The organism is Streptomyces sp. NPDC007875 (assembly GCF_042868035.1).
GTDB classification, from domain to species: Bacteria; Actinomycetota; Actinomycetes; order Streptomycetales; family Streptomycetaceae; genus Streptomyces; species Streptomyces antimycoticus.
Map to the genome: position 1 here is coordinate 222,940 of NZ_JBIADZ010000004.1, position 13,394 is coordinate 236,333.

At 72.0% G+C, this 13,394-nt stretch carries 11 protein-coding genes; 4 read left to right on the plus strand and 7 right to left on the minus strand.

Annotated features, from left to right (window positions below; genetic code table 11):
* The first annotated feature begins 140 nt into the window (after window positions 1–140).
* Window positions 141–1,937 carry a bifunctional metallophosphatase/5'-nucleotidase gene (locus ACFYOY_RS10325; protein WP_388585993.1) on the plus strand — a complete coding sequence of 599 codons (1,797 nt, stop codon included), beginning with the start codon at window positions 141–143 and terminating at the stop codon, window positions 1,935–1,937.
* A gap of 100 nt (window positions 1,938–2,037) precedes the next feature.
* Here the strand turns inward: ACFYOY_RS10325 and ACFYOY_RS10330 are convergent, their stop codons facing one another.
* From ACFYOY_RS10330 to ACFYOY_RS10350, 5 genes are all read right to left on the minus strand, one after another.
* Window positions 2,038–3,528, minus strand: coding sequence for a lysine N(6)-hydroxylase/L-ornithine N(5)-oxygenase family protein (locus ACFYOY_RS10330; RefSeq protein WP_388585996.1), 1,491 nt, complete (start codon window positions 3,526–3,528; stop codon window positions 2,038–2,040).
* Window positions 3,525–4,937, minus strand: coding sequence for a pyridoxal phosphate-dependent decarboxylase family protein (locus tag ACFYOY_RS10335; RefSeq protein WP_388585999.1), 1,413 nt, complete (start codon window positions 4,935–4,937; stop codon window positions 3,525–3,527). Before ACFYOY_RS10335 ends, ACFYOY_RS10330 begins: the two co-directional genes overlap by 4 nt.
* A 165-nt stretch (window positions 4,938–5,102) precedes the next feature.
* Entirely contained in the window at window positions 5,103–5,336 is a 234-nt protein-coding gene (locus ACFYOY_RS10340) for a hypothetical protein (RefSeq protein WP_351895044.1), read from the minus strand.
* Window positions 5,337–5,401: 65 nt separating this feature from the next.
* Window positions 5,402–7,978 carry an aminopeptidase N gene (gene pepN, locus ACFYOY_RS10345; protein ID WP_351895037.1) on the minus strand — a complete coding sequence of 859 codons (2,577 nt, stop codon included), beginning with the start codon at window positions 7,976–7,978 and terminating at the stop codon, window positions 5,402–5,404.
* A gap of 107 nt (window positions 7,979–8,085) precedes the next feature.
* A complete protein-coding gene (locus ACFYOY_RS10350; protein ID WP_351895188.1) occupies window positions 8,086–8,427 on the minus strand; it encodes a chorismate mutase in 342 nt (113 codons plus the stop codon).
* Window positions 8,428–8,855: 428 nt separating this feature from the next.
* On the opposite strand from ACFYOY_RS10350, the gene ACFYOY_RS10355 reads away from it, so the two are divergent.
* On the plus strand, window positions 8,856–9,233 hold the full coding sequence (locus ACFYOY_RS10355; RefSeq protein WP_161561667.1) for a VOC family protein: 378 nt from the start codon (window positions 8,856–8,858) through the stop codon (window positions 9,231–9,233).
* Between the two features lie 79 nt (window positions 9,234–9,312).
* On the opposite strand, the gene ACFYOY_RS10360 is transcribed toward ACFYOY_RS10355, so the two are convergent.
* Window positions 9,313–10,110: a serine protease gene (locus ACFYOY_RS10360; RefSeq protein WP_351895027.1), complete on the minus strand. Its 798-nt coding sequence runs from the start codon at window positions 10,108–10,110 to the stop codon at window positions 9,313–9,315.
* 241 nt (window positions 10,111–10,351) lie between these two features.
* On the opposite strand from ACFYOY_RS10360, the gene ACFYOY_RS10365 reads away from it, so the two are divergent.
* The gene (locus ACFYOY_RS10365) at window positions 10,352–11,239 is read left to right on the plus strand and encodes a hypothetical protein (RefSeq protein ID WP_351895022.1); all 888 of its coding nucleotides are present in this window, start codon (window positions 10,352–10,354) and stop codon (window positions 11,237–11,239) included.
* 125 nt (window positions 11,240–11,364) lie between these two features.
* A complete protein-coding gene (locus tag ACFYOY_RS10370; protein ID WP_078640871.1) occupies window positions 11,365–11,838 on the plus strand; it encodes a PPOX class F420-dependent oxidoreductase in 474 nt (157 codons plus the stop codon).
* A gap of 51 nt (window positions 11,839–11,889) precedes the next feature.
* Here the strand turns inward: ACFYOY_RS10370 and ACFYOY_RS10375 are convergent, their stop codons facing one another.
* Window positions 11,890–13,371 carry a glycosyltransferase family 39 protein gene (locus ACFYOY_RS10375; RefSeq protein ID WP_388586005.1) on the minus strand — a complete coding sequence of 494 codons (1,482 nt, stop codon included), beginning with the start codon at window positions 13,369–13,371 and terminating at the stop codon, window positions 11,890–11,892.
* Window positions 13,372–13,394: the final 23 nt, after the last annotated feature.

Consider the following 13,394-nt stretch of genomic DNA (forward strand, 5'->3'; position numbering starts at 1 on the left):
GAATTCTTGCCTGCCCACCCCTCAAGAAGCGCCGGGGGCAACCTGATCGCAATCTGCCGGGGGTGGTGCGGAGCGGCGCGGCTGGGCCAGAATCTACGCGCGTTGTGCTCATTTCGCAGGTATCTCAGAGGAGATCAGCCATGCCGCTCAACCGTCGGAAGTTCCTGGGTCGCACCGCTGCGACCAGTGCGGGGGCCGCCCTCGCCTCGGCCGCGGCCGCCGTCCCGGCCGAGGCGCGGGGGCACGGGCGCCCCCGGCGGCGGTACGCCTTCACCGTGATGGGCACGACCGATCTGCACGGCAACGTCTTCAACTGGGACTACTTCACCGATGCCGAGTTCGACGACACGGCGCACAACGATGTGGGCCTGGCGAAGATCTCCACGCTGGTGGACCAGGTCCGTAAGGAGAAGGGGCGCCGCAATACGCTGCTGATCGACGCGGGCGACACCATCCAGGGCACCCAGCTGTCGTACTACTACGCCAGGGTCGACCCGATCACCGGGGAAGGCGGCCCGGTGCATCCCATGGCGCAGGCGATGAACGCGATCGGCTATGACGCGGCGGCGCTGGGCAACCATGAGTTCAACTACGGCATCCCGGTGCTGCGGAAGTTCGAGGAGCAGTGCGAGTTCCCGCTGCTGGGGGCGAACGCGCTGGACGCGAAGACGCTGCGGCCCGCCTTCGCGCCGTACTGGATGACGCGGCTGCGCACCCCGTGCGGGCGGGATGTGAAGGTGGCGGTGCTGGGGCTGACCAATCCGGGCATCGCGATCTGGGACAAGGTCAATGTGCAGGGGAAGATGACCTTCCCGGGTCTGGAGGAGCAGGCGGCGAAGTGGGTGCCGCGGCTGCGGTCGATGGGCGCGGACGTGGTGATCGTCTCGGCGCATTCGGGGACCAGCGGCACCTCCAGCTACGGCGACCAGGTGCCGTATGTGGAGAACGCGGCGGCGCTGGTGGCCGAGAAGGTGGCGGGGATCGACGCGATCCTGGTGGGCCACGCGCATGTGGAGATCCCGGAGTCACGGGTGGTCAACAAGGAGACCGGACGCGAAGTCGTGTTGTCGGAGCCGCTCAAGTGGGGTCAGCGGCTCACCCTCTTCGACTTCGAGCTGGAGTGGGAGCGGGGCCGCTGGCAGGTGGCGTCGGTGTCGGCGAAGGTGCTGAACTCCAATGCGGCCGAGGAGGACCCGCGGATCGTGGGGCTGCTCGGCGATGAGCACAAGAAGGTCGTCGGCTATGTGAACCAGGCCATCGGCACCTGCTCGGCGGCGATGACGGCGACCGAGGCGCCGTACAAGGACGTGCCGATCCTCGACTTCATCAACCATGTGCAGTCGGAGACGGTGAAGGCGGCGCTGGCGGGGACGGAGTACGCGGCGCTGCCGGTGCTCTCGCAGGCGTCCTGCTTCTCCCGTACGGCGTCGATCCCGGCCGGGGAGGTCACGATCCGGCAGGTGGCGGGGTTGTATCCGTTCGAGAACACGCTGGAGGCGCGGGTGCTGACCGGCGCCCAGATCAAGGAGTACCTGGAGTTCTCGGCGCGGTACTACGTGCAGACTCCGGCGGGCGGCGATGTGGATCCGTCGAAGCTGACGAACGCCTCGGACATCCCGGACTACAACTACGACGCGGTCGGCGGCCTCACGTACGAGATCGACATCGCGAAGGCGCCGGGCTCGCGGATCGCGGGGCTCAGCTTCGACGGCAAGCCGATCGACGAGAAGGCGCAGTTCGTGCTGGCGGTCAACAACTACCGGGCGAGCGGGGGCGGCAACTTCCCGCATGTGGCCGCCGCGAAGCAGGTGTGGGCCAATTCGGAGGAGATCCGGAACACGATCATCGCCTGGGTGCAGGCGGAGAAGTCGATCGATGTGTCGCGGTTCGCGTCGGTGGACTGGAAGCTGACCCGCGACGGCGTTCCGGTGTTCTAGTTCGGTCCGGTGTTCCGGGCCGGTCCGGTGTTCCAGTTCGGTCCGGCGTTCCGGGCCGGGGCACAAGTCTCGGGGCACGGGATTCGGGGCCCCGGCGCGGTCAGGTGCGTGTAGGGGCCAGGGTTGTGCGCTGGTCGGGAAGGTGCGGGCCGCCGATGACGGTGCCGCACCGCCCCGACGGCTGGAGGCCGAAGGCGGTGAACGCGGTGCGGGACGGCAGCTGATAGGCGGGTTCCGCGAGCAGCGAATTGAGGATGACGGCGGAGCGCCAGGCGGCGAGGCCGAGGTCGGGGGTGCCGACGCCATGGGTGTGGCGTTCGGCGTTCTGGACGTACACCGAGCCCTTGATCATGGGGTCGAGGACCAGGCGGTGGTCGGCGTCGACGCGGGGGCGCTCGGAGGCGTCCCGGCGGACGTAGGGGTCGAGGGCGGCGAGCAGGGTGTCGACGCGACGCTCGCGGTAGCCGGTGGCGAGGACGACGGCCTCGGTGGTGTGGCGGGCGCGGGTGCCCTGCTCGGTGTGTTCCAGGTGGAGTTCGAGGCGGGCGGCGGCGATGCGGCCGGCGGTGCGGACGGTGACGCCGGGGGTGAGGACGGCGCCGGGCCAGCCGTCGGAGTGGAGGGCGCGGCGGTAGAGCTCGTGGTGGATGGCGTCGAGGGTCTCGTGGGCGATGCCCTTGTAGAGCTGCCACTGGCGGGGCAGCAGTTGGTCGCGGACGGGCTCGGGGAGGGTGTGGAAGTAACGGGTGTAGTCGGGGCTGAACTGCTCCAGGCCGAGTTTGCTGTATTCCATGGGCGCGAAGGACGGGGTACGGGCGAGCCAGTGGAGTCCTTCGGCGCCCAGCGGCCGGTGGCGCAGCAGGTCGAGGAAGACCTCGGCACCGGACTGGCCGGAGCCGATGACGGTGACGTGGCCGGTGGCCAGGAGCCGCTCGCGGTGTTCGAGGTAGTCGCAGGAGTGGAGGACGGGGACGTTGGGGGCGTCGGCGAGGGGGCGCAGGGGTTCGGGGACGTACGGTTCGGTGCCGACGCCGAGGACGATGTTGCGGGCGTAGGCGCGGCCGAGGGCCCTGCCCTCCTCGTCGGCTCCGGTGGGGTGGGGCGCGTGGGCGTCGTCTCCCGGGCCGCCGGGCCGGGTGAAGTCGATTTCGAAGAGCTCGTATTCGTGGTCCCAGCGGACGGCGTCGACGCGGTGGTCGAAGTGGAGTCCGGGGAGCTGCTCGCTGACCCAACGGCAGTAGGCGTCGTATTCGGCGCGCTCGATGTGGAAGCGCTCGGCGACGTAGAAGGGGAAGAGCCGCTCATGGGCCTTGAGGTACTGGAGGAAGGTCCAGGGGCTGCCGGGGTCGGCGAGGGTGACCAGGTCCGCGAGGAAGGGGACTTGGATGGTGGCGCCGTCGATGAGCAGGCCGGGGTGCCAGTGGAAGGCGGGCCGCTGTTCGTAGAAGGCGGTGCGCAGGGCGGGGACGCCGTGGGCGAGGGCGGCGAGGGAGAGGTTGAACGGGCCGATGCCGATGCCGGCCAGGTCCAGGGGCCGGTCGACGCCGGGGGCGGACCCGGCGGCGGGGGCGGGGGGTTGTTCGGTGCTCATGGGGTGGTGTGGCCTTCCACGAGTTCGAGCAGCCCGCGCAGATCGTCGGGCTGGGTGTGCGGGTTGAGAACGGTGGCCTTGAGCCACAGCCCCTCGGGGGTGACGGCGCGGCCGAGGACGGCCGTGCCGTGGTGGAGGAGGCGGCGGCGCAGCGCGGCGACGGCGGCGGGCGGTGCCCCGGTGGGGCGGAAGAGGACAGTGCTGATGGTGGGGCGGGCGTAGAGCTCGAGCCCGGGGCGGGCCTCGATGAGGTCGGCGAGGTGCTGGGCGGACGCGCAGACGTGGTCGACGAGGTCGCCGAGGCCGCGCCGGCCGAGCGCCCGCAGGGTGACGGCGATCTTGAAGATGTCGGGGCGGCGGGTGGTACGGACGGAGCGGCCGAGCAGGTCGGGCATCCCCGCTTCGGTGTCGTCGTCGGCGTTGAGGTACTCGGCCTGGTGGGCCAGCGGGGCGAGGGCGCCGCTGTCGGGGACGGCGAGGAGGCCCGCGGCGACCGGCTGCCAGCCGAGTTTGTGCAGGTCGAGGGCGACGGTAGCGGCGCGGTCGAGTCCGTGGAGCCGTTTGTGGAGGGTGTCGCTGAAGAGGAGGGGTGCGCCGTAGGCGGCGTCGATGTGGAGGGTGGCGGTGTGGTGGTCGCAGATGTCGGCGATGTCGGGGAGCGGGTCGATGGCTCCGGTGTCGGTGGTGCCGGCGGTGGCGACGACGAGGGTGGGGGCGTCGGCGTCGGGCAGCCGGTCGAGGGCGGTGTGGAGCGCGGCCGGGTCGAGGACGCCGGTGGGGGTGGGGAGGGTGTGGGGTGCGGGCAGCCCGAGGAACCAGGCGGCGCGGTGGACGCTGTGGTGGGCGTTGCCGCCGCAGATGACGCGCAGGGGGCTGCCGATGCCGCCCGCGGCTTCGCGGGCGAGGAGCAGCGCGAGCTGGTTGGACTCGGTGCCGCCGGTGGTGACGAGGGCGTCGGGGGCGGGGCCGTCGGGGTGGACGAGCTCGGCTAGGGCACGGCAGGCCAGCGCCTCCAGTGCGCAGGCGGCGGGGGCCTGGTCCCAGGAGTCGAGGGAGGGGTTGAGCGCGGACACCGCGAGGTCGGCGGCGGTGGCCACGGCGAGCGGCGGGCAGTGCAGATGGGCGGTGCAGCGCGGGTCCGCGGGGTCGGCCGCGCCGTGGGTGAGGGCGCGGACGAGGGTGCGCAGCGCGTGGTGGGGCCCCTCCCCCTCGTCGGGGATGAGTGGCCGGGCCGCACCGCGTATCCGCCGGTCCACCGCGGCCGGTCCCCCGGCCGGGAGTGGCCCGCCGCGGTCGGCGGCCCCGTGGGCGAGGGCGTCGAGGACGGTGTCGACCATCGGGCGGAGCGCGCCCGGTCCGCCATGGCCCCCGGCGAGGAGGCGGGCGGTTCCGGATGCGGGCACGGGCATGGGTGTGCCCCTAGGGGGTGTCTGGGAGTCGGGCAGGTGGAGGCGGTCGGGCGGCGGTCAGGGTTGCCCAAACTACTTCGCGCACCCGCGGTCCGGTCCGGGGTCGGCGGGAAGTGCACCCGTACGTGGTACGGCCCGGTCACACGGATTGATTCGCCCGCCCGGTTACTCGATATGCCCGGTGCCGGGGTCCACCTGGCCGAGGAACTCCCGTGCGGAGTCCTCCAGTTGCTGTGTGCTGAGGGAGTCGGCTCCATGGACACGGGTGGTGAAGCCGTATCCGGGGTTCGGCCCGGTCAGCCAGGTGAAGTCGTAGGTTCCGGGCTCGTCGGGACGCTCGGCGACATCGAAGCTCTCCCCGTCGACTATCAACGTCCGCTCAAGAGTTTCTCGATCCATGCCCGTCAGTCTGCCCCGTCCGGGCCATGGCCTGGACGGGGCGGGGGCTGCCGCGTCGGCGGTGGTTACTCGCTCTGCTTCTCCTGTACGCGCAGGGCGCGGCGCAGGTCGTCGAGCTGGTCGGCGAGGCGGCGGCGCAGGGCGGGCAGGGCGTCCGGGTTCGCGAGGCATTCCTCGCCCTGTCGCAGGGTTTCGGCGTCCACGGTGCTCGGGAAGCCGAAACGGGCGACGGTGTCGGCGATGGCGGGGCCGCGGCGGGTGCCCAGTGTGACGGCGGCCGGGAAGTAGCGCGGCACGTAGTCGGCGAGGACGTCGTGGTGCTCGGGCTGCCAGAAGCCGGCGAGGGTCGCGGTGACCAGGTAGTTGGAGAGTTCGGTTCCCTGGTCGTCCCTTTCAGGGTCGAAGAGGGTCTTCCACGCGGCCTCCTTGGCGGCGGCGTCGGGCAGGGCGGCCCGGCAGCGCGCGGCGCCCTCCTGGCCGGTGGCGCTGGAGTCGCGGGCGAGTTCGGCGTCGATGTCGGCCGGGCCGACGGCGCCGAGGGCGGCGAGCCGGCCGAGGGTCTGCCAGCGCAGTTCGGGGTCGAGGGCGGGGCCGCCGGGGACGGTGTCGCCGTCGAGCCAGTCGGTGAGCTCGGCGGGGTCGGTGGCGCTGCCGATGAACGTACGCACGGCGGCGAGCCGCAGCCCGGCGCCGGAGCCGTCCTCGGTGCGGCGCAGCAGATCGCGGCAGGTGTCGCGGATGGCGGCCAGGGCGGCGGGGCGCTGGTCGGCGGGGAGGTAGCGGTCGGCGATCTGGGTGCGGGCGAAGGCGAGGACGCCCTGGACGATCGCTATGTCGGTCTCGTGCGGCAGATGGGCGCGGGCGGCCTCGAGGAAGTCGGCGGGCGGGAGGTCGCCGTCGCGCACCATGTCGCGGGCGGCGTTCCAGACCACGGCGCGGCTGACGGCGTCGGGGAGGCCGGACAGGGCGCGGTGGACGGCCTTCCAGGAGCCGGGGTCGAGCCGGATCTTGGTGTAGGTGAGGTCACCGTCGTTGAGGAGCAGCAGATCGGGGCGGGGCCCGGTGAAGGAGAGGCTGAGGGCGGCCCCGGCGCCGTCGAGTTCGGCCTCGACGCGTTCGCGCAGGACCAGTTGGTGCGGGGCGGCGGGCGCGTGGTCGTAGAGGCCGATGGCGATGCGGTGCGGGCGCCTGGTGGGGGCGTCGCCGTCCGGGCCGCCGCTCTGGTGGTGGATCTCGGCGCTCCACCGGTCGCCGTTGGCGGTGACGACGGGGGCGAGAGTGTCGACACCCGTGGTGCGCAGCCAGCGGTCGGCCCAGGCATGGACGTCGCGGCCGGAGGAGCGGGCGAGGGAGTCGATGAAGTCGGCGAGGGTGGCGTTGCCGAAGCGGTGCCGGGTGAAGTGGTCGTTGATGCCGTCGAGGAACGTCTTCTCGCCGAGCCAGGTGACGAGCTGGCGCAGCGCGGAGGCGCCCTTGGCGTAGGAGATGCCGTCGAAGTTGAGCCGGGCGGCGGCGGTGTCGGGGACCAGCTCGGGGGCGGGGGCGACCGGGTGGGTGGAGGGGCGCTGGTCGGCGTCGTAGCCCCAGTTCTTGCGGCGGACGCCGAAGTCAGCCCAGGTGTCGGTGTAGCGGGTGGTCTCGGTGAGGATCTGGTAGCCCATGTACTCGGCGAAGGACTCGTTGAGCCAGATGTCGTCCCACCACTTCATGGTGACGAGGTCGCCGAACCACATATGGGCCATCTCATGGGCGATGACCATGGCTCGGGTCTGGCGCTCGGCATCGGTGACGGCGGAGCGGAAGACGAATTCGTCGCGGAAGGTGACCAGGCCCGGGTTCTCCATGGCGCCGCTGTTGAATTCGGGGACGAACGCCTGGTCGTAGGAGTCGAAGGGGTACGGCTCCTCGAAGATCTCGTGGTAGCGGTCGAAGCAGCGCCGGGTGATGTCGAAGAGCTCGTCGGCGTCGGCCTCGAGGTAGGGCGCGAGGGAGCGGCGGACGTGCAGCCCGAAGGGGAGCCCGGCGTGCTCGGTGCGCACCGAGTGGTACGGGCCGGCGGCCAGGGCCATCAGATAGGTGCTGATGGGCGGGGTGGGCGCGAGCTGCCAGCGGCCCTCTTCGGGGGCGCCGACGCGGGTGGCGATGCCGTTGCCGAGGACAGTCCACTCGGGCGGGGCGGTGACACGGACGTCGAAGACGGCCTTGAGGTCGGGCTGGTCGAACGCGGCGAAGACGTCGTTCGCGTCCGCCATGCAGCACATGGTGTAGAGGTACGTCTCGCCGTCGGCGGGGTCGGTGAAACGGTGCATGCCCTCGCCGGTGTGGGAGTAGCGCATGTCCGTCTCGACCCGCAGCTCGTGCTCCCCCTCGGTGAGGCCGGTGAGCGGAAGCCGGCCGTCCGCGAGCGCCTCGGCCATGTCGCCGGTGAGGTCGAGCTCGCGGCCGTCGAGTACGGCACGGTGGAGCGCGGCCGGCGCGAGTTCGGCGAAGGTGTCCGCGCCCGCCTGGCGCGCGCTGAAGCGGATGGTCGTGGTGGAGCCGAAGAGCTCCTCCCCGCGAGTGAGGTCGAGGTCGATGGTGTAGCGGTGGACCTCGATGAGGCGGGCTCGGATCTGCGCTTCCTCGCGCGTCAGTACGGACATGGGGACATGCTGCCTTACGTGCGGCGGGCCGCACATGGGTGGGAGATGGTTGCCCGGGGCGGACGGCCGTACGGGCGCACCACCGGAGTGCGCCCTCGGGGCCGGGGTCAGGAGCGGGCGATGGTCTCGTGGTGCCGGATGACCTCGGCGATGATGAAGTTGAGCAGCTTCTCGGCGAAGCCGGGGTCGAGCTTGGCGCTCTCGGCGAGCTGCCGCAGCCGGGTGATCTGGCGCGCCTCACGGGTCGGGTCGGCCGGGGGGAGGCGGTGGGCGGCCTTGAGGTGGCCGACCTGCTGGGTGCATTTGAAGCGCTCGGCGAGCATATGGACCACGGCCGCGTCGATGTTGTCGATGCTGTCACGCAACCTGGTCAGCTCGTCGAGGACGGACGGGTCGATCCCCTCGGGGTCTCCCGGCGTCGCCGGCTGCCCGGCGGTGTGGTCGCTCATGCTGTGCGTCATGCCTCCCGAGACTACTTTTTCTCGGGGCTCGGTTCCTCTTCGGGGCGCTTCGGCCTGCGCCTATTGCCGCCGGGAGGCGGCCCGGCCCCGCGGCACCCTGTGCCCGGGCCGGTCACGGCCCCGGGCCCCGGACCGCCCCGACCCCTGTGGGGGGTTTCGGAACCGGCCCTCGAGGGGCCGGAAGGGGGCGGGGCGGTCATGGTGGAGGGCCGCTCCCGAGGCGGTGTCTCCACCGTGGAGGAGTCGCCTGGGCGGGGGGAGGTTCCACTTCCGGGCCGATTTTCCCGGGGCTCGTACCGGGCGGAGCCGTGGCCGAGCCGTTCCGGGCAGGGCCGTTCCGGACGGGGCCGCTCCAGGTGGAGCAGTTCCAGGCTGAGCCGTTCCGGGCAGGGCCGTTCCGGGCTAGGGTCCGCAGCATGATCGCGACGCTTCAGTGCACCGTCATCGACTGTCCCGACCCCGCCGCGCTGGCCGCCTTCTACGGACGGATCCTGGGCTGGCGGGTGGACGACAGCGATCCCGAGTGGGCGAACCTGACGGCCGAGGACGGCCGGCGGCTGGCCTTCCAGCTGGCACCGGACCATCAGCCGCCGCGCTGGCCGGACCCGGCGTATCCGCAGCAGATCCATCTCGACTTCGACGTGGACACGATCGAGGACGCGGAGCGGGCGCAGCAGGAGCTGATCGAGCTCGGGGCGACGTTCTTGCACGACAGCGGCGGGGAGCGGTCGGGGTTCCGGGTCTTCAACGATCCGGCCGGGCACCCGTTCTGCATCTGCTACGGACAGAGCTGAGGGCACCGCAGCCCCGACCGGGGCCGGCCCGATGGCCGGACCCCGGTCAGCTCTTGGCGGAGGCGAGGCTGAGGAGGCGTCAGCCGCCGAGCTCGCTCGCGGCCGCCTTGATGTCCTTGGCGAAAGTGCTCACCTCGGTGTAGACGCCGGGCTTGCCGGGCCGCGCGCAGCCCTCGCCCCAGCTGACGATGCCGACCTGGATCCACTGGCCGCTGTCGTCCTTGCGGAACATCGGGCCGCCGGAGTCGCCCTGGCAGGTGTCCACGCCGCCCTGGGCCATCCGGCCGGCGCAGATCTCCTCGCCGGGCACGAGCTCGTCGTACGCGGAGTTGCAGGTGGCGTCGTCGACGAACGGCACGGTGGCCTTGAGCAGGTAGCGCTGCTGGCCGCCGCCCTCGACGGCCGCGCCCCAGCCGGCGACGGTGAAGTCGCCCTGGTTGTACGCCGTGGTGTCGGCGATCTTCAGGGTGGGCTGGTTGATCGGCTTGGCGAGCTTGATGAGCGCCCAGTCCTTGCCGGTGCCGTTGTAGCCGGGGGCCTGGAGCACCTCGGTGGACTTGACCTTGATGGCGCTCGAGCTCTGGAGGTCGACGACGCCCGCGGTGGCGGTGATGGAGGTGTCGGCGCCGCTGCCGTCCACACAGTGGGCGGCGGTGAGCACGATGTCCTGGGTGTAGAGGGCGCCGCCACAGCCCATGGACAGCCGGACCATGAAGGGGAATTCGCCCTGGGCGGCGCGGGTGCCGCCGACGACGGAGGGGCTCGGCTCGGGGCCGGTGGGCGCGGCGGTGGCGCTGCCGGGGGTGAGGCTGAAGGCGGCGAGGGCGACTGCGCCGGCGGCCGAGGCTCTCTTGAGGTGCTTCAGGGTCTTCCGCAACGGACTGTCCTTTCGTGGGGGGTTCGGCGCGCATGTCAGGCTCATGCCAACCAAAAAATCCGGAAACCTCTCCGAAATCCCGTGGATGAGCCGGTAAAACGCCCTGTGATTATGTGGAGCGGGTGAACGGGGTGACAAGGGTCGGTTTTCAGCCAGCGCGGCCTACCCGCTGCCCCACCGAACGACCGTAAGGTTGAGATGAGACAGGGCGCACGGCTGGCGACGGGCACGGGGTGACGGCGTGGCGGCACCGGGCAGCGACATCGAGCACGGCTATCCCCACCTGGACACCGTCCGGGCCTCGATCACCGCGCTCTACCACAGGCTGTCCCGCGACACGGTGGACACCTTCGGGCTCAGCGTGCTCCCCGGCGATGTGGCCTTCTCCGATCAGGACGACCTCTACCTGGGCGTTCAGCGGGTGGCCGGGGTGATGGTGCAGCATCTGCGGCTGCCCGACGCCCGGATGATCGTGAGCTTCCGGGAGATGCGGCATGCGGGAAACGTGGAGCTCGCCGCGGGCCCGGAGTACTTCATCGAGCTCAACTCCCGCTTCAAGGCGCACCGTCGGGACATCGGCGCGGCCCTCGCCCATGAGGTCACGCATGTGTATCTGCACCGCCTCGACCTCTCGTTCCCCGGCACACGCGACAACGAAATCCTCACCGACACCACCGCCGCCTATCTCGGCACGGGCTGGTTGCTGCTCGACGCCTTCCGCCAGGACTCGCTTTCCAGCCAGAAACTGGGCTATCTGACGCCGGAGGAGTTCGGCTACGTACTGGCCAAGCGGGCGCTCCTCTTCGATGAGGACCCCTCCCCCTGGTTCACCTCTCCGCAGGCATACGAGGCGTACGCCAAGGGGCTGGAGCTGGCGCGCCACGACCAGGCCCGGCCGCCGCTCGCCGCCGCCGGCTGGACCGGCCGCCGCCGCTACGCCAAGGACCGCCGGTCGGCCCAGTCCGGCGACCCCTCCCCCACCGGAGGCGACTACGCCTTCGACAGTGGCCCTCCGCTGAGCGTCTCCTTCCCCTGCCCGACCTGCCGTCAGCGCATCCGGGTCCCGGTGCGCGGCCGGGTGCGGGCCCGTTGCGGGCTGTGCCGCACGGTGCTGGAGTGCGACACCTGACGCGATACGTGAGCGGCACCTGACGCGATACGTGAAGCGGCACCTCACGCCATATCCGACGCGGCGCCGGTCCGGTCCGTGGCCGTGCGGGCTTGGAGTGCGCTCGACGTCGTACGCTCGCCTGCATGAGCCCCTCCATCGCCACCAACACCCGTGTCGGCCTCGACGAACTGCTGGAGTTCGTACGCCCGCGTCACCGTGCGCTGCTGATGACCCGCCGGGCGGACGGCTCGCCCCAGGCGTCCCCGCTGACCTGCGGAGTCGACGACTCCGGCCGTATCGTCATGTCCACTTACCCCGAGCGCGCCAAGGTGCGCAACGTCAAGCGCGAACCGGCCGTGAGCCTCGTCGTGCTGTCCGACGAATGGAACGGCCCCTGGGTGCAGATCGACGGCACCGCCGAGGTGGTCGACACCCCGGAGTCCGTCGAGCCGCTGGTCGAGTACTACCGCAATATCGCGGGCGAGCACCCGGACTGGGACGAGTACCGCGAGGCCATGCGCAAGCAGGGCAAGTCGCTGATCCGGGTCACCCCCGAGCGCTGGGGCCCGGTCGCCACGGGCGGCTTCCCGGCCCGGCTGGTCGAGAACGAGGCGTAAGCACGCCCCGCGAGGCGTGAGCGCTCAACCCCGCCTACGAGCCCCCAGCGCTCAGCAGCGCCCCGCGCGCCCGTAGAGCACGATCCGCATCCCGGTGACGTCCCTGACGGCACATCGGTGGAAGTGTTCCGCGAGCACCTTGCGTTTCACCCGCTCCCGAGGGGTCTCGTCCAGCGGCTGGCCGGGCGGGTCGTTCACCGTGACGATCCGCCCGGCCGTCAGCATCCGGGCCCGGATCCGCGGTGCGGGCAGTTCGATGCCGTGCAGTGTGCCCGAGGGGATCGCGTGCCGGGCCAGCGCCAGCTCCCGCAGGCCCCGGAAGTCCTCCGGGCCGGACATGATCGGCTCCCGGCGCCGGGCGGGCAGGAAGAGCACCCCGTCGCCGGGCCGTCCCAGCTCCCGTACGGCGCGCGCGGCCGCGAGGGTGTCGTCGAGCCGGCTCTGCGGGGTCCGCAGCTGGAGCGAGTACGGCAACAGGGCCGCCACGGCGACCACCGCCAGTCCCCCGGCCAGCGCGCGTGGGGCGGCGACGGTGCGCGACAGCGCGTCCAGCCGGGCGCCGATCAGCAGCGCGAGACCGACATGGGCGTAGAGCACATACCGGTCGACGTAGAGCGGATGGAGATACGACACGGCCATCAGCGCGGCCGGTGGCAGGAGCAGCAGCGCCAGGGCGAGGTCGCCCAGCGGGACCGGGCCCCGGGCGGGCAGCGGTCCCCGGGCGCAGACGAGGCCGGTCAGGGCGAGCGCGCCGAAGCCGAGCAGCTCGGGCGGGCCCGGCGCGGAGATCCAGCCGACCAGCGCCGCCTGCTGCTGACTGACGATCACCAGCGGTGCCAGCACCACGGCCACCACGGAGGCCGCCTGCCCCCACGCCCAGCCGGACCGCGCGCCCACCCGGGCCCGGTACAGCGCGACGCCGTGCGCGGCGACGGCCAGGATCGCGAACTCGTGCAGCAGACAGGCCAGCGAGGCGACGGCGGCGTATCCGGCCCAGGTGCGCTTGCGGGGCCTGGCCACGGCGCTCAGCAGCAGATGGGTGGCCGCGACGACGACGGCGCTGACCAGGGCGTACGACCGCCCCTCCTGTGCGTACCGCTGCACCGCCGGGGCCAGCGAGAAGACCAGCCCGGCGACGAGTCCGGCGCGGGGTCCGGCGAGCCGGTGGCCGAGCAGTCCCACCCCGGCCGCGGTGGCGGCCATGGCCAGCACCGAGGGAAGCCGCAGGGCGAGCAGCCCGCCGTCCCAGAGGGCGAAGACGGCGTGCATCAGCAGGTAGTAGAGGCCGTGCGCCACATCGGCGTTGCCGAGGAGGTGCCCGATCTCGCCGACGCTTCGGTGCGCGATCTGGTACGTCGTCGACTCGTCCCGCCACATGCTGTGCTCCCGGCGGATCCCCCACAGCCCGAGCGCCAGCGCCAGCCCGGCCGGGGCGAGCGCGACGACGGCCGGGCCGGGGCGGCGGCGCGCCGGGGGCGCCGGGGGGACGCGTGGGGCGCCCCGGGCGGTGTCGAGGGCGGGCGAGATGGCCATGGGAAAGGGAACTCCGATCGGAG